Here is a 22,321-nt window from a genome sequence, read left to right as displayed (position 1 = left end):
CTAAAGCGCGGGATCGCTTACCAGCGCGTAGGCCGCGTCAGCGGCGGCGCTTCGCGCTGGCGGTCGTAGGCGCGCAGTTCGTCGCGCAGATGGGCGATGCGCTGGCGGCCGAGGGCGTTGCGCTGTTCGTCCAGGACCACGCCGTCCAGCAGTTCGGCCATGCGCTGCGCGGTGGGCAGCATGGTTTCCCAGGCGTCCAGCGCGGGCACCGGCGCCGGCAGGGTCAGGAAGAACGCGATCGCCGGCGTTTCCAGGGCCTGGATCTGGGCCATGTCGAAACTGCCGGGTTTCATGATGTTGGCCACGCTGAACACCGGGCCGCGCTCGGGATGGCCTTCGACCAAGCGGTGGAACACGCCCATGTGGCCGTAGACCAGGCCGGCCTTCTCGGCCGCGACCACGATGTCCGGGCCGTGCAGCTTGGCGCCGGCGCGCGCGGCCAGGTAGAGGGTGACGATCTTGTCGAATTCCTCGGTGGCGCGGCGGCCGAGTTCGCTGTTGGCGGCGCCGCCCTCGAGGGTACGGTCGAACAGTTCCAGCTCGGCCTGACGCGTGCTTTCGCCGGCCGCGGCCGCTTCGCCCTCGCCTTCGATCAGCTCGCCCAGGGTGGGCTCGCGACGGCCGCCCTCGCCCTTGCGCGCGTCGGCGCCGCTCTCGCGCGGCACGCGCTTGCCCTGCCCGGGCTTGCGCGGACGGCCGAAGAACACGATCGCGCCGATCAGGATCAAGCCGGCGATCAGGATGCCGATCCGCAGCAGGGTCACTTCGGACATCGATTGCTCCTTTGAAAGCGGAGATTCGGGATTCGAGATTCGGGATTCGTCGAAGCACTTGCGCCGACTTTCGATTCCCTACCCGCTCCCGGCTCCTAAGTTAACCGCAAAAAAGCAGTTGCGATGCGACATCACGGGCCGGGCAGCGGCTCTTGCCAATCCCGAATCCCAAATCACTAATCCCGGCGTGGCCGCTTAGGCCGCACCCGCCAGACGCGTCGCCTCGGCCAGGTCCACCGAGACCAGACGGCTGACGCCCGGCTCGCGCATGGTCACGCCCGACAACTGCTGCGCGGCTTCCATCGTCGCCTTGTTGTGGCTCACGAACAGGAACTGTACCTGTTCGCTCATCTCGCTGACCATCGCCGTGAAACGGCCGACGTTGGCTTCGTCCAGCGGCGCGTCGACCTCGTCGAGCAGACAGAACGGCGCCGGGTTGAGGCGGAAGATCGCGAACACCAGCGCCACCGCGGTCATCGCCTTCTCGCCGCCGGACAACAGCGAGATGTTGGACACGCGCTTGCCGGGCGGGCGCGCCATGATCGCCACGCCGGTATCGAGCAGGTCCTCGCCGGTGAGTTCCAGGTAGGCATGACCGCCGCCGAACAGGCGCGGATACAGCTCCTGCACGCCGGAGTTGACGCGGTCGAAGGTGTCCTTGAAGCGGCCGCGGGTCTCGCGGTCGATCTTGCGGATCGCGTCTTCCAGGGTCTCCAGCGCGGTGGTGAGGTCGGTGTACTGCGCGTCCAGGTAGTCCTTGCGGGTCGCAGCCTCGGCATGCTCGGCGATCGCGGCCAGATTGACCGGCTCCAGCCGGCGCAGCTTGCCGTCGAGTTCGGCGACGGTGCGCTCCCAGACCTGCGGTTGCATGTCCTCGGTGAGGGTGTTGACCACGTCCTCGAGCACGAAGCCGGCCTCGGCGATCGCCGCCGACAGGGTCTCGGCCTTGAGCACCAGGGCCTGCTGTTCGAGGCGGCGCTGGCCGATGGCCTCGCGCTGCTGCAGGGCCTGCTCGTCGCGCTGATGACGGGTCTGCTCGTAGCGGCGCAGGTCGTTGTCGATGCCGTCGAGGTGGCTGCGCGCGCTGGTCAGGCTCTGCTCGGCGAGCACGCGCTGTTCCAGCGCGACCTGGCGCTGGGTCTCCAGCGATTGCACCGGCTGGTCGCCTTCGGCCAGCTGCGCGGCGAGTTCGCCCAGGCGGTTGTCGAGCTGGCCGCGCTGGCCGCCCATGCGGTCCAGGGCCTGCGACAGGCCGACGATCTGGGTGCGCTGCGCTTCCAGGGTCAGGGCCAGGGCATGCGCCATGTCGCGCGATTCGCGCGCGGCGTTGCGCGCGGCTTCGCGCGCGTCGCCCAGGCTGCGGCGCTCGGATTCCAGCGCCAGGCGGGTGTCTTCGAGTTCGCCCATGCGCTCGACCGCGGCTTCCTGGCGCGCACGCGCGTCGCGGGCCTGGTCGCGGCTGCCGTCGAGGGTGAGGATCAGTTGTTCCAGCTCGGCTTCGATCTTCTCGATGCGGCCGCGCGCGGTGTCCAGGCGGCCCTGCTGGCTCTGCAGTTGGCCGGCAAGTTCGGATACGCCGCGGTGGGCCATGTACAGGCCGCGCTGGGCGTCTTCGCGCTGCTGTTCGGCGGCCAGGGTGCGGTCGCGCAGCTGCACCAGCAGCGATTCGAGTTCGCGTTCGCGGTTGAGCAGGGTCTCGATCTCGCCGCGCAGGGTCTGGATCTCGCGCTCGCGCAGCAGCGCGCCCTGCTGGGCGGCGCCGGAGCGCAGCACCCGCACCCAGCCCGCGCCGAGGCGCTCGCCGCCGCGGGTGATGACCGAGTCGCCTTCGTCCAATGAGGACTGCAGCGCACGCGCCGCGGCCAGATCCTCCGCCGTGTGCAGGCGCGCGAGCAGGTGCCGGATCGCGCGCGGGCCGCGCACCTTGGCGGCCAGCGAAGTCGGCGGATACACGCTGTCGTCGGCCTCGGGCGACACCAGGCTGAGGCGGCCGTCGGCGAGTTCGCCGATCGCGTCGACCAGGGACTCCGGGGCCTCGACCAGCACGCCCTCGATGAGTTGGCCGAGCGCGCTTTCGACCGCGTTCTCCCAGCCGGCGTCGACGTCCAGGCGCTCGCCCACGCGTGCGGCGCTGTCCAGGCCGCGGCTCTTGAGCCAGTTCACCGCCGCGCCCTGCTCCTGGCCCAGCGCGGCGTGCTGTAGGGTTTCCAGCGAGGACAGGCGGCCGCGCGCGGCCTGCGCCTGCTTGCGCGCTTCGGCCAGTTCGGACTGGGTGCCGCGCTGCTGTTCCTGCAGCTCGGTGACGCTGGCCTTGCGGGTTTCGAGTTCGTGGGTCAGGCCTTCCAGCGATTCCTTCTGGACGTCGTGCTGGCTCTGGATCTGTTCGAAGGCGGCCGCCAGCGCGCTCAGGTCCAGGCCGGTGCGCTCGTTGGACAGGGCTTCGCGCCGGCGTTCGGCGTCCAGGCTCTGGCGGTCCAGGCCCTCGATGCGGGTGCGCTCGACGTCGGCCGCGCGCGCGGCCTCGGACTGGGCGCGGCTGTGCGCGTCCCAGCGCTGCTGCCAGTCGTTGAGCTTGGTCTCGGCGTCGCGCAGGGCTTCCTGGCGCGCTTCGTCGTTGTCGCGCAGCGCTTCCAGGCGCGGCTCGGCGTCCTCGACCGCGGCGCGCAACGCGTCCAGGCGTTCCTGGTCGCTGCCCATGTGGCTGCCCAGTTCGGCCAGCTGCGCGGCGGCTTCGTCGCGCGCGCGCTGCAGGCGGGTGGTCATCTCGCGCTGGTGTTGGATCTGCTGTTCGATCCGGGCCAAGGCGCCGCCGACTTCGTAGCTGGCGGCCTGGGCCTTGTTGAGCGCTTCGGCGGCTTCCTCGCGGCGCACGCGTCCGGTCTCGAGCTCGCGCTCGGCCTCGCGCTGCTCGGCGATCAACTGCTGCAGGCGGGTTTCCTGCTGCGACAGCTTCTCGCGCTGCGCCTGCAGTTTCTGATCCAGGGCGCGATGCTCCAGCGCCTTCCACTCGGCGTCCTTGACCCGGCGCTCGGCCTGGATCGCCTGGTACTGCTCGGCCTGGCGGGCCTGGCGGCGCAGGTGTTCGAGCTGCTTGCCGACTTCCTCGCGCAGGTCGTTGAGGCGGTCGAGGTTTTCGCGGGTGTGGCGGATGCGGGTCTCGGTTTCCTTGCGGCGCTCCTTGTACTTGGAGATCCCGGCGGCCTCTTCCAGGTAGACGCGCAGTTCCTCGGGCTTGGCCTCGATGATCTGGCTGATCATGCCCTGCTCGATGATCGAGTAGCTGCGCGGGCCCAGGCCGGTGCCGAGGAACAGATCGGTGATGTCGCGACGGCGGCACTTGCCGCCGTTGAGGTAGTACTGGCTGGTGCCGTCGCGGCTGACCGTGCGCTTGACCGAGATCTCGTTGAAGGCCGCGAATTCGCCGGTGATGGTGTGGTCGGAGTTGTCGAAGATCAGCTCGACCATCGCCTGCGACACCGGCTTGCGCGCCGAGGAGCCGGCGAAGATCACGTCGGTCAGCGAGTCGCCGCGCAGTCGGCTGGCCGAGCTCTCGCCCATCACCCAGCGCACCGCGTCGATGATGTTGGACTTGCCGCAGCCGTTGGGACCGACCACGCCGGTCATGTTGGTGGGCAGGTGCAACGTGGTCGGATCGACGAAGGACTTGAAACCGGAGAGCTTGATCGTGGACAGACGCATGCGGCGGGGTTGCCTCTGGCGCGCCTGCGAGGCGCTGCCGTAGATACCAAGGAAGATGAAGTTGTTCGTCTAAATTACTGATTACTATAGACGATATGCAGCGAAAACGCCGCACAGCCTCGTGAGTATAACGGGCCGGAGCCGGCCTCGCCGGGCCCGTCGCCGGTGCAGCCGCGGCCCGGATCGGCACAGGCTTCCGCCGCCCTGGGGGACTGCGAACCGCAACGGCCGTCATGCTATTGATGACGCACGGACCCGGACGCGGTCCGCGCCCGTCCGCAACGCAAGGTAGCCAGGCCGATGAGCCGACCCCGCGCCCAACGCCGCAAGAAAGAACCCGGCGACAGCCCGACCATGGCCGATCTGGCCAAGCTGGCCGGGGTCTCGGCGATCACGGTTTCGCGCGCCCTGCGCGACAGCCCCTTGGTCAATCCCGAGACCCGCGCCCAGATCAAGGCGCTGGCCGAAACCCAGGGTTACATGTTCAACATCTCGGCGCGCAATCTGCGCCTGCGCCGCAGCATGACCGTGGCGGTGGTGGTCGAGATGACCCCGACCATCGAACGCCAGATGTCCGGGCCCTACCCCTTGGACCTGCTCGGCGGCATCAGCCAGGAACTGACCTCGTCCGGCTACGCGGTGCTGCTGACCTCGCTGCAGGGCGGCGCGCTGCCCAGCGTGCAGGCCGCCGACGGCGTGATCCTGCTGGGCCAGGGCGCGCACGAGGACGCCATGCACCAGGTCGAGCGCTGGGGCCGGCCGATGGTGGTCTGGGGCGCGGTCAGCCGCCACGAATCGCAGGTGGTGGTAGGCAGCGACAACCAGCGCGGCGGCGCGCTCGCGGCCGAGCGTTTCATCGCCCTGGGGCGGCGTCGGCCGGTGTTCCTGGGCGATCCCGCGCACGGCGAATTCGCCGAGCGCCTGGACGGCTACAGCCGCGCCCTCGCCCGTCACGACCTGATTCCGCTCACGCCCTCGGTGCCGGCCCTGACCGTAAGCGCCGGCGCGGCCGCGGTGCATCGCCTGCTCGACGAGCATCCGCAGTTCGACGCCCTGTTCGCGGCCAGCGACTTGCTCGCGATCGGCGCGATCCGGGCCCTGATCGAACGCGGCCGGCGGGTGCCCGAGGACGTATCGGTAATCGGCTACGACGACACCCCGCTAGGCGCGACCTATCTGCCGCCGCTGACCTCGGTGCACCAGAACTTCACCGACGCCGGCGTGCTGCTGGCGCGCAAGATCCTGGCCCTGATCGAGGGCCAGCCAGCGCAGTCGGAGATCCTGGCGACCAACCTGGTGGTGCGGGTGACCTGAGCCCGGCCTGGGCGCGGCGCAGACGCATGCTGCGCCGCAACGCGATTGACCGCAGCGCAATAGCGGATGCCGGGCGCCAGCGATTCGGCCCACCCGCGTCGCGGCAACCAAAAACCGTCATGAATTCAGACGCCTAGACCTGGGCCAACGCGGGATCGAATGCTCCTGCGGCCCTGATCGGCAGCTCGGCACGCCCATGACGTCGGCTTTTGTTATCGATAACTTGACATCGATAACAATGCGCTTTTAGGGTCCGCCTCCAAGCCGCCGACCGGCGGTCCAGCGTGCAGGCCGAACCCGCGTGACCGATACGAATCCCCCGCCCCGCCCCGACCAAGACCCGCAAGCGCAGCGCGCCTGGCGCCTGCGCCAGGACCGTTACGAGCCGGCGCGCCGACAGCGCGACGCCAGCCTGTACGCGCTGGCCAACGGCTCGCTGGGCGTGCGCGGCGGTTTCGAGGAAGGTCGCGGCGACGGCGACGGCTGCTACCTGGCCGCGGTCTACGAGCACAACCCGATCCACTACCACGAGCGCTTCCGTGGTTTCGCCTTGAGCACCGACACCCGCGTGCCGGTCGCCGACGGCAAACGCATCGAGGTCTGGCTGGGCGAACGGCGCCTGGATCCGGAAAGCGCCGAGGTGCTGGCGTTCGAACGCGAACTCGACCTGCATGCCGGCGCGCTACGGCGGCGCATGCGTCTGCGCGATGCGCGCGGCGCGACCGTCGAAATCCTGGCCGAACGCGTGGTGCCGCTGAACGTGCACCCAGGCGCTTGCGACCTGCTGGCGATCCGCTACCGGGTGACCTCGATCGACTACAGCGGCCCGATCGCGCTGGTGTCTGCGATAGAAAGCGGCCGCCAGGCCGCGGCCCAGGGCGACGATCCGCGCATCGGCGTGTCCGGCAGCGAAGGCCTGCTCGCCAACGGCGCGCGCGCCGACGCCGTGCAGGCCCGCTACGGCCAGCGCACCCGCCACGGTACCGGCGCGGTGCTGTGCGGCCAACGCCATCGTCTGCCCTCGGGCGAGGCGAGCCTGCGCTATGCCGACGCCGTGGCCGACGAGGCGCGCGCCGCGCAGCGCTATGAAGCGCAGTTGCTGCCGGGCGCCAGCGTGGTGCTGGAGAAGTTCGTCGCCTACGCCAGCGCCGCCGATGCCGGCGGCTTGGACGCGCGCGTCGACAGCGCATTGTCGGCGGCGGTGGAGGCTGGCTATGAGGCCCTGGCCGCATTGCAGTCCGGCGCCATGGCCGAGTTCTGGCGCGACGCCGAACTGTCCATCGACGGCGATCCCGACAGCGAACTGGCGCTGCGCTTCAACCTGTTCCACCTGTGGCAGTCCGCCGGCCGCGACGGCGTGTCGGGCACCGCCGCCAAGGGCCTGACCGGCGAAGGCTACGAAGGCCATTGCTTCTGGGACACCGAGGCCTTCGTGCTGCCGGTGATGGCCTACACCGCGCCGGAGGTGGCGCGCGCGATGCTGCAGGCGCGTCACGGCATGCTCGAGGCCGCGCGGTCGCATGCGCGCGAGATGAACCACGCCGCCGGCGCGCTGTACCCCTGGCGCACCATCGGCGGCGGCGAGTGCTCGGCGCACTACCCTTCGGGCTCGGCCGCGTACCACATCAACGCCGCCATCGCCTACGCGATCGGCCTGTACCTGGACGCCAGCGACGACGTCGGCTTCCTGTTCGACGGCGGCGCCGAGATGCTGTTCGAGACCGCGCGCATCTGGCCGCAGATCGGCCACTACAACCCGCGCCGCGGCGGCGCCTTCTGCATCCATGAAGTCACCGGGCCGGACGAGTACACGGCCATGGTCGACAACAACTACTACACCAACCGCCTGGCCCAGCAGCATCTGCGGCGCGCGGTCGCGGTGTGGCGGCGCCTGCACGCGGAGCGACCGCAAGCGGCCATCGCCCTGGCCGCGCGCCTGGGCCTGGACGCCGACGAAGTCGCGAACTGGGAGCGCGCTGCCGAGGCGATGTACCTGCCTTACGACGAAGCCCTGGGCGTATACGCGCAGGACGACGGCTTCCTCGACAAACCGCGCTGGCCGTTCCCGCCGCGCCAGGGTGAACACCGCCCGCTGCTGCTGGATTACCACCCGCTCACGCTCTACCGCTACCAGGTCTGCAAGCAGGCCGACGTGGTGATGGCGCTGGTGCTGGCCGGCGCCGACATCGACCTGGCGCGCAAGCGCCGCAGTTACGACTACTACGAAGCGGTGACCACCCACGACTCGACTCTGTCGGCGTCGATGTTCGGCATCCTCGCCAGCGAGGTCGGTTACGCCGATCGCGCCCTGCATTACTTCGACGCCAGCCTGCGCGTGGACCTCGACGACCTGCACGGCAACACCGACCACGGCGTGCACATGGCGGCGATGGCCGGCAGCTGGCTGGCCCTGACCCAGGGCTTCGCCGGCCTGCGCGCGATCGAGGGCGAACTGCATTTCGCCCCCACCCTGCCCGCGCGCTGGAACGGCTACGGTTTCGGCCTGCGCTGGCGCGGCCGCGAACTGCATGTGGGCGTCGAACGCGCGCAGGTGGTGTATCGGCTGATCGAAGGCGAGCCGTTGGAGATCGTGCACGCCGGACAACGCCTGCGCCTGAGTGTGGACGCCGCACAGACGCTGGCGCGCGCGCCCGCCGATGCCGCCGCATCCGCCCCGTTCCCGCGCCCGACCCAGGCCCTGATCTTCGACCTGGACGGCGTGCTCACCGACACCGCGCACACCCATTACCTGGCCTGGAAGCGCCTGGCCGACGAGATCGGCGTGCCCTTCGACGAGACCGTGAACCTGCGTCTGAAGGGCGTGGACCGCGAGGCCTCGCTGGCGATCATCCTGGAGCGCGCGGACCGGCCCTACGACGAGGCCGAACGACGCGAACTGGCCGCGCGCAAGAATGGCTACTACCGCGCCGCGATCGAAAGCGTGGGCCCGCAGGACCTGTATCCCGGCGTGACCGAACTGCTGGACGCGGCGCGTGCGCGCGGCCTCAAGCTCGGCCTGGCCTCGGCCAGCAAGAACGCGCCCGCGCTGCTGGCGCGGCTGGGCATCGCCGACCGCTTCGACTACGTCGCCGATGCCGCCCGCATCGCGCGCGCCAAACCGGCGCCAGACATTTTCCTGAGCGTGGCGCAGGCGCTGGGCGTGCCGCCCGAGCGCTGCATCGGCATCGAAGACGCGGCCGCCGGCATCGTCGCGATCCGCGCCGCCGGCATGCCCGCGGTCGGCATCGGCGCGGCCGATGCCCTGCCCGGCGCCGATGCGCACCTGCCCGAGATCGCCGCTTTCGACCTGGACGCTTTCGTGACGCCCTGACGCCGCGCCGGCACTCGGCGCGATCTACGCAACCTGACATTCTTGAGGAGTGGGGAGAACACCATGCAGCAGCAGTCTCTGATCCGTTACGCCCTGTCGATGGCCATCGCCGCCGCGTTGAGCCCGGGCCTGGCGCGCGCGCAGGACGCCGCGCCGGCGCCGGCCGCGGATGCGCCGCCCGCCGACGAAAGTCAGGCCACCACCCTGGATGCGGTGGTGGTCTCCGGTACCGCGCGTTTCAAGGGCGTGCGCAAGCGCGACGCCAGCTTCTCGATCACCACCGCCTCGCTGGAGCAGTTGCAGGAAGCGGTGCCGCTGAGCACGGCCGACGCGCTCAAGGTGGTGCCCGGCATCTGGGCCGAATCGGCCGGCGGCAGCACCGGCGCCAACATCTTCGTGCGCGGCATGCCCTCCGAAGGCGACGCCCCGTTCGTGACCGTGCAGATGGACGGCGCGCCGCTGTTCCCGCCGCCGACCCTGTCGTTCCTGGAGAACTCCACCCTGTTCCGCATGGACGACACCATCGACCGCATGGAAGTGCTGCGCGGCGGCCCCAGCCCGATCTTCTCCAACGGCCAGCCCGGCGCCACCGTCAACTTCATCCAGAAGAAAGGCGGCGAAGAGACCGAAGGCAGCCTGCGCGTGACCGCGGGCAGCGACAACCTGCGCCGCGTCGACGTGTTCAACAGCGGCGAGCTCGGCGAAGGCTGGTACTACAGCATCGGCGGCTTCTACCGCGTCACCGACGGCGTGCGCGACACCCAGTTCCCGGCCGACAAGGGCGGCCAGTTCAGCGCCACCCTCACCCGCAGTTGGGACAGCGGCGAGATCACCCTGTACGCGCGCCACACCGACGACAAGAACGCCTTCTTCACCCCGATCCCGCTGCTGTCGCGCAACAACGGCAAGGACCTGTCGAGCTTCCCGGGCTTGAACGCGCAATCGGGCACCCTGCTGGGCAACGACTTCCGCCGCGTGACCATTCCGACCGGTCCCAATGGCCAGACCATCAGCCGCGACCTCGCCGACGGCCGCGGCATCAACCTCGACGTGTTCGGCGCCTCGATGGACTTCTACGTCGGCGACTGGACCATCAGCGACCGCGTCAACTACGTCAACGGCAGTGCGCCCACCAACGGCCTGTTCACCGGCGCCAGCCCGCAGACCATCAGCGCCTACATCGCCTCCTTCGGCAGCCCCGGCACCGCCACCTACACCAACGGCGGCGGCGCGGTGGATCCGAACCAGCAGGTGCTGACCGCCGGCTTCTGGGTGGTCGACAAGCAGATCGAGTCCTTCACCAACGACCTGCGCTTCAGCCGCGACCTGTTCGAGGGCAACACCCTCACCGCCGGCGTCTACTACGCGCGCTATTCGTCCAAGGACACCTGGTACCTGGGCAACAACATGCTGCTGACCGCGCAGAACAACGCGCGCCGCATCGACGTGACCCTGGCCGACGGCCGCCAGGTCACCCGCGACGGCTTCGTCGGCACCTCGTTCTTCTCCCTGCGCGGCGACTACGACGGCCAGAACACCGCCGTGTTCCTGGCCGACGAATGGCAGATCAACGACCGCCTGCGCCTGGACGGCGGCATCCGCTACGAGTGGCAGCAGGTGGACGGCACCGTGCACAACACCGCCACGGTCGATCTGGACGGCAACCCCAACACGCTCTACGACAACAACACCTCGATCTCGCTGCCGAGCACGCGCCGCATCGACCAGGACGACAAGCATTTCTCCTGGACCCTGGGCCTGAACTTCAAGCTCAACGAGACCTCCAGCCTGTTCGCGCGCGCCAACTCGGGCTACAAGCTGCCGGCCTTCGACAACCTGCGCGACGGCAACACCAAGGTCCAGGAAGTCGACCAGTACGAGCTGGGCTTCAAGTCCGGAAACTCGGTCTACGACCTGTACCTGACCGCGTTCTACAACAGCTTCACCAACTCGCCGTTCCAGGCTTTCCTCGACGACGGCAGCAACTTCACCACGGTCGGCGATTCGCGCGCCTACGGCGTCGAGCTGGAAGGCGCGATCCGTCCCTTCGGCGGCTTCGAGCTGCGCGCGACCGGGGTTTGGCTGGACGCCCAGTACGAGAACTACCGCAAGTTCACCGGCAACCAGGTGATGCGCCAGCCCAAGACCCAGTTCCGGATCACCCCGAGCTATTACTGGACCCTGCCGGTCGGCGATCTGAAGCTGTTCGCGACCTACTCGCACATAGGCGACCGCTACGCCGACCTGGCCAACACCCAGCAGCTGCCCTCGTACCACACGCTGGACGTGGGCGCGAACCTGCACGTGGGCGAGCATTGGGAGTTCACCGCCAGCGGCAGCAACGTCAGCGACGAGCTGGGCCTGACCGAGGGCAACGTGCGCGTGCCCGGCGCCGCCACCGGCGGCGTGTTCCTGGGCCGGCCGATCGCGGGCCGTTCCTACCAACTCTCGGCGGCCTACCGCTGGTGAGCGCGGCGGCGGCGGAGCGGCATGCGATGCTCGCTCCGTCGCGTTCGACCGCCGCGCGCCGCCCGGCGCGCGGTTTTCGAAGCCCGTTCGCGACGCGCTCCCGGAATCGCCGCCTGCGCAAGCCCTCCCCCCAAGGCGCAGGCGGCCTCCGCGACCGTCGCGAACGGTCTTTTTCTTCACAGCGCCCGGCCGCGACGGCCGTGCGCAGGAGCAGCGCATGAGCCCTACCGGCAGCCACCGCGGCCGCATGATCCTGGCGATGGTGTTGACCTACATGGTGTTCGCGGTGCTGCTCAACAGCGTCGGCACGGTGATCCTGCAGGCGATCCAGGGCTTCGGCGTGGACAAGGCCGAGGCCAGTTTCCTGGAAGCGTTCAAGGACTTGCCGATCGCGATCGTGTCTTTCCTGACCGCGTCCCTGCTGCCGCGCTTGGGCTATCGGCGCGCGATGATCCTGGGCCTGAGCCTGGTCGCCGCGGCCTGCGCGCTGATGCCGCTGTTCCACGCGTTCTGGGCGACCAAGCTGCTGTTCGCGACCGTCGGCGCCTCGTTCGCGCTGGCCAAGGTCGCGGTGTATTCCTCGATCGGCCTGCTCACCGACGGCAAGCAGCAGCACGCCAGCCTGACCAGCACCATCGAAGGCTGGTTCATGGTCGGCGTGCTCGCCGGCTATTGGCTGTTCGCGAGCTTCATCAATCCCGAATCGCCCGCCGATCCGCGCTGGCTGCGGGTGTACTACGTGATCGCCGCGGTCGCCGCCGCGACCGCGCTGCTGCTGGCGGGCAGCCGCCTGGACGAATCCGCCGCGCGCGACGACCATGCGCCGGGCCAGGCCTTCTTCGACATGTTCCGCCTGATCGCGCAGCCGCTGATCGGCGTGTTCCTGGTCTCGGCCTTCCTGTACGTGCTGATCGAACAGAGCATCGGCACCTGGCTGCCGACCTTCAACCGCGAAATCCTGCACCTGCCCACGACCATGAGCGTGCAGGCCGCGAGCATCTTCGCCGTGTCGCTGGCGCTGGGCCGGCTCGGCGCCGGCCTGCTGCTGCGGCGCGTGCCCTGGCATTGGCTGCTGATCGCCTGCGTGCTGGCGATGGGCGCGCTGGTGCTGCTGGCGTTGCCGCTGGCCGCGGGCCTGCGCCCGGATCCGAACGCCAGCTGGACCCACGCCCCAGTCGCGGCCTATGTGTTCCCGTTGATCGGCTTGTTCATGGCGCCGATCTATCCGGCGATCAATTCGGTGGTGCTGAGCGCGCTGCCGAAGTCGCGGCACGCCGCGATGACCGGCCTGATCGTGGTGTTCTCGGCGTTGGGCGGCACCACCGGCTCCTTCATCACCGGCCAGCTGTTCGCGCGCACCGGCGGCGAGACCGCGTTCTACCTGTCGCTGGCGCCGATGGCCCTGTTGCTGCTCGCGATCGTCGGCCTCAAGCGCCAATCCTTGCGCGCCGACGCGGCCCTGGCCGCGCAAGGTGCCGCCTGAGGCACAGGATTATCGGCAACGACGGAGCGTCGCGCCGTCGCGCAGGTCAGGCGCCGCAGCGATCGTCCCGCATCGCTCAGGAACAGGGCGCGTCGCGCTCGCCGAGCGTGCGCCCGCCGAACGCCAGCAGCAGTTGCTCCAGCGACTGCGCCGACACCGTCAGCTCGTTCTCGTCCATGCAGCCCATGCCGACCTCGTACACCGTGGACTGGTCGCCGCGCATCAGCAGCGCCCTACCGCCGCTGTCGTCGCCGATCATCACATAGCCGGGCAGATAGACCTGCACTTCGTAATCGGCATTGCGCGGGCCGATCGCAGCCAGTTCCAGCAGCACCAGCCGGCCTTGCGTATGCAGGCCATCGCTGAGGCGCAGCAGCGCCGCGTAGTCGCCCGGCAGGCGAAAGGCCAGCTCCGCTTCGGCCGCGGCGATCGCCTGGACGTCGCATCCGGGATTCAGGGCATACAGCGCCGCCAGGCGCGGGCGAGCGATCGTGAGCAAACCGGCTTCCTCTCCGTTTCCGTCGCGGGGTCGTCGCTCAGCGCAGCAGTTCGTAGCCTGTGCCCGCATCGTTGAAGCGATACTCGCAGCCCAGCAGCCGCGCCGTGATCAGGTAGGAGTGTTCGTCGTCGGTCGGGTATTCCTTGTACGGCAGGCTCTTGAGATCGATGGTCGCATCGGTCACCGGCTGGCCGTCGCGCATGTCCAATACCTTGCTGCCGACCTGGAACAGCGCCGGCCCGAGCGGCGCGCTCGCGCGCACCTGTCGGTCCAGCAGGCGCCAGGGCCGCGGGTTGTAGGTCGCGGCCAGGAACTCGCCGCCGCTGCCGAGCAGGTTGCGCACCGCCAGGCCGGCGTCCTCGATGCCGTCCGGCGGGGTGTCATCCGCGCCGATGCGGTCGTACACGTCGTACAGATAGCCCCAGCCTCCGCGCGCCAGGGCGACGTAGCCATAAGCGTAGCCCGCGCCCTCGACCAGCGGCACGCAGAACATCGCGCCTTCCGGGATGGCCGTCGCCTGATCGATCCGCATGCGCCGCTCCTTGGGTGGGACTGTCCGCGCTCAGCCGGCGGCCGGCGCCGGGCGCAGGCTGCGCTCGGTGTCGGGGTCGAAGTAATGCATGCGCTCGGGCGCATAGCCCAGGTGCACGGTATCGCCCGGCGTGGGCAGGTCGTAGGGTGGCAGGCGCAGCACCAGGTCGCAGCCGCCGCAGCCCAGGTTGAGGAAGGCCTCGTTGCCGACCGGCTCCACCACTTCCACGCGCGCGGCCAGGCGCTCGGGCGCGGCTTCGGCCAGATGCATGTCCTCCGGCCGCAGGCCGACGGTGAGCTGGCGGCCGAGGTAGCCGCGCACGCTCTCGCGCAGCGATTCGTCGGGCTGCAGCGGCAGCTCCACGCCTTCGGCGATGCGCAGGCGCAGGCCGTCGCGTTCGATCACCTCGCCCCACAGCAGGTTCATTTTCGGACTGCCCAGGAAGGTCGCCACGAACAGATTGGCCGGATGCCGGTACAGCGCCATCGGCGTGTCGATCTGCTGGATCTTGCCGTCCTTGAGCACGACGATGCGCTGGCCCAGGGTCATGGCCTCGATCTGGTCGTGGGTGACGTAGACCATGGTGGTGCCGAGCTGACGGTGCAGGCGCGCGATCTCCACGCGCATGCCCATGCGCAGCTTGGCGTCCAGATTCGACAGCGGCTCGTCGAGCAGGAACACCTGCGGCTGGCGCACCAGCGCCCGGCCCAGGGCCACGCGCTGACGCTGGCCGCCGGACAGCGCCGCCGGCTTGCGCTCCAGCATCGATTCCAGCTCCAGCGTGGCCGCGGCCTCGTTCACGCGCGCCTCGATCTCGGCCTTGGACGCGCCGCGCAGCTTGAGGCCGAAGCCGAGGTTCTCGGCCACGGTCATGTGCGGGTACAGGGCGTAGCTCTGGAACACCATGGCGATGTCGCGGTCCTTGGGCGGGACCTCGTTGACCCGGCGCTCGCCGATGCGCAGCTCGCCGCTGCTGATCGTCTCCAGCCCCGCGATCATGCGCAGCAGGGTCGACTTGCCGCAGCCCGAAGGCCCCACCAGCACCAGCAGCTCGCCGTCGCGGATCTCGAAACTGGCCTCGTCAACGCCGACGAACCCGTTCGGATAGACCTTGCGCAGACGTTCAAGCGTGACCTTCGCCATGAATTCTCCCAATCGTGACCCCGGCCACGATGCAATTGTCGTCGCCCTGGGCTATTCTGCCATGTAACCGTTTACATGCACGCCGGCGCTCGAAACGGGCGCCCGCTCCGGAGACCAAACCGCGATGAGTCAAGTTCGTGTCTTTCCTGAGGGGTTCCTGTGGGGGGCGGCCACCGCCGCCCACCAGATCGAGGGTTCCCCGCTCGCCGACGGCGCCGGTCCCAGCATCTGGACCCGCTTCGCCCACACGCCGGGGATGACCCTCAACGGCGACACCGGCGACGTCGCCTGCGACCACTACCGGCGCTGGAAGGACGACGTCGCGCTGATGAAGCGCCTGGGCCTGCAGGCCTACCGTTTCAGCGTGTCCTGGTCGCGGATCCTGCCCGAGGGCACCGGCCGGGTGAACCAGGCCGGCGTCGACTTCTATTCGCGCCTGGTCGACGAACTGCTGGCCAACGGCATCGAACCCCTGCTCACCCTCTACCACTGGGACATGCCGGCGGCGCTGGACGACCGTGGCGGCTGGCTCAACCGCGACTGCGCCGACTGGTTCGCCGAATACGGCAGCGTGCTCTATCGCGCGCTCGACGGCCGGGTCAAGAAGTGGGTCACCCTCAACGAACCCTGGGTGATCACCGACGGCGGCTACCTGCACGGCGCGCTCGCGCCCGGCCACCGCAGCCGCTTCGAAGCCCCGATCGCCTCGCACAACCTAATGCGCGCGCATGGCGCCGCGGTCCAGGCCTACCGCGCGATCGGCCAGCACGAGATCGGGCTGGTGGTGAATATCGAACCCAAGTACGCCGCCACCGACAGCGCCGCCGACGCCGCCGCGGTCAAGCGCGCGCACGCCTACATGAACGAGCAGTACCTCGACCCCGCCCTGCTCGGCTCCTATCCGCCGGAACTGCGCGAGATCTTCGGCGAAGCCTGGCCGGAGTGGCCGGCCGAGGACTACGCGCTGATCCAGCAGAAGCTCGATTTCGTCGGCATCAACTACTACACCCGCAGCGTCACCCAGGACGCGGTCAGCTACCCGCTCAACACCGGCGTGGTGCGCCAGCCCTCGGGTACCTACACCGAGACCGGCTGGGAGGTGTTCCCGCAGGGCCTCACCGACACCCTGACCTGGTTCAAACAGCGCTACGGCGACATCCCGATGTACGTCACCGAGAACGGCGCGGCCTTCTTCGATCCGCCGGTGGCCGAGCCCGACGCCAGCGGCGAACGCCGGGTGCGCGACCCGTTGCGCATGGACTATCTGCAAAAGCACCTCAGCGCGATCCACGACGCGATCCAGGCCGGCTGCGACATCCGCGGCTACATGGTGTGGTCGCTGCTGGACAACCTGGAATGGTCGCTGGGCTACTCCAAGCGCTTCGGCGTGGTCCACGTGAACTACGCGACCCAGGAGCGCACGCCCAAGGACAGCGCGAAGTGGTACTCGAACGTGATCGCGACGCATGGCCGCTCGCTGTCCGAGCCGTTACCTTAAGCGCTTCGATCCCGACCAGGCGGCGCCGCCATGCACGACACCCTGTTGCTGTTCGGCGCCACGGGTGATCTCGCCCAGCGCTATCTGTTCCCGTCGCTGATCCACCTCTGGCGCGACCGCCTGCTGCCGCCCGACTTCCGCCTGATCGCGGTCGGGCGGCAGGAACTGAGCGACGAGGACTTCCGCGCCTGGCTGCGCGAACGCATGGCGGCCGAAGCCGCCGACGACGCCGCGTCCGTGGACGGCCTGCTGCGCTGCATCGTCTATGTCGCGGTCGACCTGCGCGACACCGCCGCGATCGCGGCCGCGCTGTCGCGTTACGCCGACCGCCCCAGCGTGAGCTACCTGGCCACGCCGCCGGATCTGTTCGTGTCGGTGGCGCAAGGCCTGAGCGCGGCCGGCGTGCTCGCCGATCCCTCGCGCCTGGTTCTGGAAAAACCGATCGGCCGCGACCTGGCCTCGGCGCGCGAAATCAACGCCGCGCTGCGCGCCTGCCTGGACGAGTCGCGGATCTTCCGCATCGACCACTACCTGGGCAAGGCCGCGGTGCAGAACCTGCTGGCGCTGCGCCTGGGCAACACCTTGCTGGAAGCGGTGTGGCAGCACCGCTGGATCGAATCGGTCGACATCCTGGTCGCCGAGACCGCCGGCGTCGATGGCCGCGAGGAGTACTACGCCGGCTACGGCGCGCTGCGCGACATGGTCCAGAACCACATGTTGCAGTTGCTGGCGCTGATCGCGATGGAGCCGCCCTCGAATCTGGACGCCGACAGCATCCGTGAGGAGAAGCGCAAGGTGCTGCGCGCGCTGCGCCCGATGAACGCCGCCGACGCCGCGCGCGATACCGTGCGCGGCCGCTACGGCGCCGGCGTGGTCGAGGGCCGCGCGGTCAAGGGCTTCGTCCACGACGCGCCGGTGGAGACCTTCGTCGCCCTGCGCACTTATATCGACAATTGGCGCTGGGCCGGCGTGCCATTCCGGCTGGTGACCGGCAAGCGCCTGGCCGCGCGCGCGACCGAGGTGGTGGTCTCGTTCAAGCCGGTCTCGCACTGGCTGTTCGAGCGCCCCGCGCGCGGGCGCGAACGGCCCAATCGCCTGCGCATGCGCCTGCAGCCCGACGAAACCGTCGAGCTGGGCCTGATGGGCAGCCTGGCCGCGCCTGAATGGGGCGCGCTGGAACTGCGGCCGATGTCGCTGGACCTGTCGATGTCGAACTCGCCACAACGCCGCATCGCCTACGAACGCCTGCTGGTGGACGCGCTGCGCGGCAACCAGACCCTGTTCGTGCGCGACGACGAGGTCGAATCGGCCTGGCAGTGGATCGACAGCGTCGAACGCGCCTGGAGCGGCACCGCCCAGCCCGTGATCGAGTACCCGGCCGGCTCCTGGGGCCCGAACGAGGCCAGCGACTTCCTGCCGGCGACGCTGCGCCAGGGCCGCGGAGGCGAACCGTGAGCGCGTCCACGCCGGATACCTTGCTGGCCGATATCGGCGGCACCAATGCGCGCTTCGCGCTGGCCGCGCCGCAGCTCGAACAACCGCTGCGCGAGGACAGCGTGCAGGTGTTCTCCGTCGCCGACTTTCCGTCCCTGGCCGACGCCGCGCGCCACTATCTCGACCGCATCGGAGCCACTCCTAGCGCGGCCGTGTTCGCGGTGGCCGGCCGCGTCGACGGCGACGAAGCGCGCATCACCAATCATCCCTGGGTGATCTCGGCCGCGCGCACGCGCCAGGCCCTGGGCCTGGAACGCCTGCAACTGGTCAACGATTTCGCCGCGCAGGCGATGGCGGTGTCCTTGCTGCGCGCGCAGGACGTGGTCGCGATCGGCGGCAACGCCTGGCGCGGCGCCGACGAGGAAGGCGACCGTACCTATGCGGTGATCGGCGCCGGCACCGGCCTGGGCGTCGGCGGTCTGATCCGTCGCGACGGCCGCTATTACCCCTTGCAGACCGAAGGCGGCCACGTCAGTTTCGCGCCCGGCACGCCCGAGGAAATCGAAATCCTGCAACGCCTGTCGGGCGAGTTCGGCCGCGTCTCCAACGAACGCCTGGTCAGCGGCAGCGGCCTGGTCAATCTGCATCGCGCGCTCAGCCAGATCGCGGGCGAGGACCCGGGCCCGCTGCAGCCGGCCGACATCACCGCGATGGCGCGCGAAGGCGACGCGCGCTGCCTGCGCGCGATCGACGTGTTCTGCGCGGTGTACGGCGCCGCCGCCGGCGACCTGGTGCTGACCCTGGGCGCCTGGGACGGCGTATTCCTGCCCGGCGGGCTGGTGCCGCGCCTGATGCCCTGGCTGCAGCATTCCGGCTTCCGCCAGCGCTTCGAGCACAAGGGCCGCTTCTCGCCGGCCATGGCGCGTATCCCCACCCTCGCCGTCACCCATCCCCAGCCCGGCTTGCTGGGTGCGGCGGCTCTGGCCAGGCACACGCCACGTTGAGGTGGTTCGTGCGAAGATCGGGAGATGCTCGACGATACGTCGCCCGCCTCAGCCGCTCCTCCGGAGCCGGAAACGACACGCTATGTGATGCACGCACATCGCGGCCGCGATGTGTGGACCTGGGCTTGCGCGGTCGCGATCGCGGCCGAATTGCGCCGCGACCTGTCGCTGCGCCCGCGCGCGCGCCTGCTGCTGTCGGGTGGTAGCACGCCCGGGCCGGTCTATCGCGCGCTGGCGAAAGCGCCGTTGGAATGGAGCCGGGTCGATATCGGCCTGGTCGATGAGCGTTGGCTGCTGCCGGACGATCCCGACAGCAATGCGCGCATGGTCCGCACCCATCTGTTGCACGACCACGCCGCCGCCGCGCGCTTCGAGCCGCTGACCCTGGCCGGCCGCCGCATCGAGGACGCGGTCGCCGCCGCCAACGCCCACGCCCAACTCGGCGCCAGCGCCGCGGTGCTGGGCATGGGCGAGGACGGCCACACCGCCTCGCTGTTCCCCAACAGCCGCGACCTCGCGCGCGCGCTCGAGAGCCGGCAGGCCTATGTCGCCGTCGACGCCCGGGACGCCCCCGGCGCGCAACAGTGGCCGCGCCGCATCAGCCTGACCCCGGTCGGCCTGGCGCGCGTGCAGACCCGGCTGCTGCTGATCCAGGGCGAACGCAAACGCGAAGTCTTCGAAGCCGCGCTACGCAGCGGCGATGTGACGCGCTATCCGGTGCTGGCGGCGCTGGAGGCGGGGCATGGCGCGCCGTTGCATGTGCATTGGTGCGAGTGAAACGTCGGCCTGGATGAGATACCTATCGATCCTGGTCGCAGCGATGGCGTTGGCAATCGGTTCCTGCGCATCTGTCGTCGTTCACGAGCACGAAGCGTCGGTGCCCGATTTCGTGCAAAGACTCGCCGACCGGCAATTGGATCGAACTTCTCCCGAGTACCAGAAGCAGTATTCCCGATACACGCAGGCATTCTTTCGCGGATACCTCAGGCCCGATACTGACGTTTACAGTAGCGACCCATCGTTCGAGGCGGGCCTAGCCGCAGGCATGGCGTACCGCAGAGACCAACCCGATAGCCTTCCGAAGGTGCTCGCTTCGTATGGCTATAAGCCCGTCACCGTAACCGGCCGTTTCTCCTTCGATATCGAGGAGTCGAGTTTCGTTCCGGACAATGGCAACGCAAAACGTTGGTGGCTGCATAGCTGGCTGGGTGAGGATTCGACCTCAGCGTTCTCTTCGTGTCAGCGAGGCACGGTATCGGGCTACTTGAGCTCGCCTGGCCGGTACGGCCACCTTGGCGCCTATAGCCGGCAGCTTGTTGGGCAAGAGTTTCGTTGTGACAGGTGAGGCGGGAGGCGGCGGCAACACGGTCACTTCGGCTCGTCATTCTCGCGGACGCGGGCTCCGCTTCGCTTTGGCGCAGTCGAACATCCAGCGACGTAGGATGCGGTGATAAGCGCATAGCTTTTTTGCTCGTCATTCCCGCGAAGGCGGGAATCCAGTGACTTCAGCGCAATGCGCCGGTGTATCGCGGACTGACACCGAGCGAACGCAATCGGAGACAGGTAGCGCGACGCGCCTCCGTTCGACTACGTCGTGGCTATAGATGAGTCCAAGTCACTGGATTCCCGCCTACGCGGGAATGACGAATCGGAATATTCGCGATGCGGCGTAGTACGCGTGCGGTGCGCCTTCGGCTTACCGCACCCTACAACGGCACGGTAGCGAGCGCTCGCTAGAGCGCTGCACCGTTACTTCGGCCGCCGCATCAATCGATGCGCTCAGCCCCACCCATATACGAGCGCAGCGCCTCGGGCACGGTGATCGAGCCATCGGCGTTCTGGTAGTTCTCCATCACCGCGATCAGGGCGCGGCCGATCGCGACGCCGGAGCCGTTGAGGGTGTGCACGGGCTCGGGCTTGTCGGTGGCCGGGTTGCGCCAGCGCGCCTGCATGCGGCGGGCCTGGAAGGCCTCGCAGTTCGAGCACGAGGAGATTTCGCGGTAGTTGTCCTGGCTGGGCAGCCAGACCTCCAGATCGTAAGTCTTGGTCGCGGAGAACCCCATGTCGCCGGTGCACAGCAGCATGCGGCGGTACGGCAGGCCGAGCTGCTCCAGCACCACCTCGGCGCAACGGGTCATGCGCTCGTGCTCGTCGTAGCTTTCGTGCGGGCGCGCGATCGTGACCAGCTCGACCTTCTCGAACTGGTGCTGGCGGATCATGCCGCGGGTGTCGCGGCCGTGGCTGCCGGCCTCGGCGCGGAAGCACATCGAGTGCGCGGTCATGCGCAGCGGCAGCGCCGCGTCCTCGACGATCGCGTCGCGCACGATATTGGTCAGCGGCACTTCGGACGTCGGGATCAGATAGCGCTTGCTGGCCGCCTCGCCCTCGCCCACCGTGGTCGCGAACAGGTCGTCCTCGAACTTCGGCAACTGGCCGGTGCCGCGCATCGAATCGGCGTTGACCAGCAGCGGCACGTTGGTTTCTTCGTAGCCGTGTTCGTTGGAATGCAGATCGAGCATGAACTGCGCGAGCGCGCGGTGCAGGCGCGCGAGCTGGCCGCGCAGCACGGTGAAGCGCGCACCCGACAGCTTGGCGGCGGTGTCGCCGTCCAGCCAGCCCTTGCGCGCGCCCAGTTCGACATGGTCCTTGACCGCGAAATCGAAGGCGCGCGGCGCGCCCCAGCGGTGCTGCTCGACGTTGCCGGTTTCGTCGCGGCCGGCCGGGACCGACTCGTGCGGCAGATTCGGGATGCCCAACGCGATCGCCTCGATCTGACCGCGGATTTCGTCCAGGCGCAGTTCGCTGGCCTTGAGCTCGTCGCCGAAGCCGGCGACTTCGGCCATCAGCGCGGCCACGTCCTCGCCCTTGGCCTTGGCCTGGCCGATCGCCTTGGAGCGGGTGTTGCGCAGGTTCTGCAGTTCCTGGGTACGGATCTGGATCTGCTTGCGCTCGCTTTCCAGCGACTCCAGCGCGCTCGCGTCGAGTACGTAGCCGCGGCTATCGCGCAGGCGCGCGGCGAGTTCGGCGGGTTGCTGGCGCAGCAAAATAGGATCGAGCATGGCGGAACCGGTGGGGAAGCGGAGCGCGATTATCGCGTGCTTAACGCGTTCAGGGCCAATCGCGGCCGCAAACCGCGACCGGT

Annotated in this window: 14 protein-coding genes; 8 read left to right on the top strand and 6 right to left on the bottom strand. The window is 69.2% G+C overall.

The window, feature by feature from the left end:
* Positions 1-17 precede the first annotated feature (17 nt).
* Positions 18-773 (bottom strand): cell division protein ZipA, encoded by a 756-nt coding sequence (gene zipA, locus ASE43_RS01325; protein WP_056174443.1) that lies wholly within the window; start codon positions 771-773, stop codon positions 18-20.
* A 195-nt stretch (positions 774-968) separates the two neighbouring features.
* On the bottom strand, positions 969-4,472 hold the full coding sequence (gene smc, locus ASE43_RS01320) for a chromosome segregation protein SMC (protein WP_057159211.1): 3,504 nt from the start codon (positions 4,470-4,472) through the stop codon (positions 969-971).
* Positions 4,473-4,772: 300 nt separating this feature from the next.
* On the opposite strand from smc, the gene ASE43_RS01315 reads away from it, so the two are divergent.
* The 4 genes from ASE43_RS01315 (at position 4,773) to ASE43_RS01300 (ending at position 13,069) form a co-directional block, all read left to right on the top strand.
* On the top strand, positions 4,773-5,786 hold the full coding sequence (locus tag ASE43_RS01315) for a LacI family DNA-binding transcriptional regulator (protein WP_056174439.1): 1,014 nt from the start codon (positions 4,773-4,775) through the stop codon (positions 5,784-5,786).
* A gap of 301 nt (positions 5,787-6,087) precedes the next feature.
* Positions 6,088-9,117, top strand: a complete 3,030-nt coding sequence (gene pgmB, locus ASE43_RS01310) for a beta-phosphoglucomutase (protein ID WP_057159210.1) — start codon at positions 6,088-6,090, stop codon at positions 9,115-9,117.
* 63 nt (positions 9,118-9,180) lie between these two features.
* Complete coding sequence (locus tag ASE43_RS01305; protein WP_057159209.1) at positions 9,181-11,586, top strand: TonB-dependent receptor; 2,406 nt, start codon at positions 9,181-9,183, stop codon at positions 11,584-11,586.
* A gap of 217 nt (positions 11,587-11,803) precedes the next feature.
* Positions 11,804-13,069: an MFS transporter gene (locus ASE43_RS01300; protein WP_235568621.1), complete on the top strand. Its 1,266-nt coding sequence runs from the start codon at positions 11,804-11,806 to the stop codon at positions 13,067-13,069.
* 76 nt (positions 13,070-13,145) lie between these two features.
* Here ASE43_RS01300 and ASE43_RS01295 read toward each other — a convergent pair whose 3' ends face one another.
* From ASE43_RS01295 to ugpC, 3 genes are read right to left on the bottom strand one after another with little or no spacing between them, the layout of a single operon-like run.
* A complete protein-coding gene (locus ASE43_RS01295; protein WP_057159208.1) occupies positions 13,146-13,568 on the bottom strand; it encodes an SMI1/KNR4 family protein in 423 nt (140 codons plus the stop codon).
* A 37-nt stretch (positions 13,569-13,605) separates the two neighbouring features.
* The gene (locus ASE43_RS01290; RefSeq protein ID WP_057159207.1) at positions 13,606-14,100 is read right to left on the bottom strand and encodes a hypothetical protein; all 495 of its coding nucleotides are present in this window, start codon (positions 14,098-14,100) and stop codon (positions 13,606-13,608) included.
* Positions 14,101-14,130: 30 nt separating this feature from the next.
* Positions 14,131-15,243 (bottom strand): sn-glycerol-3-phosphate ABC transporter ATP-binding protein UgpC, encoded by a 1,113-nt coding sequence (ugpC, locus tag ASE43_RS01285; RefSeq protein WP_057159206.1) that lies wholly within the window; start codon positions 15,241-15,243, stop codon positions 14,131-14,133.
* Between the two features lie 124 nt (positions 15,244-15,367).
* On the opposite strand from ugpC, the gene ASE43_RS01280 reads away from it, so the two are divergent.
* From ASE43_RS01280 to pgl, 4 genes are all read left to right on the top strand, one after another.
* Positions 15,368-16,741: a GH1 family beta-glucosidase gene (locus tag ASE43_RS01280; protein WP_056174426.1), complete on the top strand. Its 1,374-nt coding sequence runs from the start codon at positions 15,368-15,370 to the stop codon at positions 16,739-16,741.
* A gap of 30 nt (positions 16,742-16,771) precedes the next feature.
* A complete protein-coding gene (gene zwf, locus ASE43_RS01275; protein WP_057159205.1) occupies positions 16,772-18,196 on the top strand; it encodes a glucose-6-phosphate dehydrogenase in 1,425 nt (474 codons plus the stop codon).
* Positions 18,193-19,179: a glucokinase gene (gene glk / locus ASE43_RS01270; protein ID WP_057159204.1), complete on the top strand. Its 987-nt coding sequence runs from the start codon at positions 18,193-18,195 to the stop codon at positions 19,177-19,179. Before zwf ends, glk begins: the two co-directional genes overlap by 4 nt.
* A gap of 87 nt (positions 19,180-19,266) precedes the next feature.
* Complete coding sequence (gene pgl / locus ASE43_RS01265; protein ID WP_057159203.1) at positions 19,267-19,956, top strand: 6-phosphogluconolactonase; 690 nt, start codon at positions 19,267-19,269, stop codon at positions 19,954-19,956.
* 989 nt (positions 19,957-20,945) lie between these two features.
* On the opposite strand, the gene serS is transcribed toward pgl, so the two are convergent.
* Positions 20,946-22,238: a serine--tRNA ligase gene (serS, locus tag ASE43_RS01255; protein ID WP_057159201.1), complete on the bottom strand. Its 1,293-nt coding sequence runs from the start codon at positions 22,236-22,238 to the stop codon at positions 20,946-20,948.
* Positions 22,239-22,321: the final 83 nt, after the last annotated feature.

Origin of the sequence: Lysobacter sp. Root983 (assembly GCF_001429345.1) — a bacterium.
Lineage (GTDB): Bacteria > Pseudomonadota > Gammaproteobacteria > Xanthomonadales > Xanthomonadaceae > Lysobacter.
Note: the sequence above shows the minus strand (reverse complement) of the source record. Positions and strands in the feature narration are given on the sequence as shown.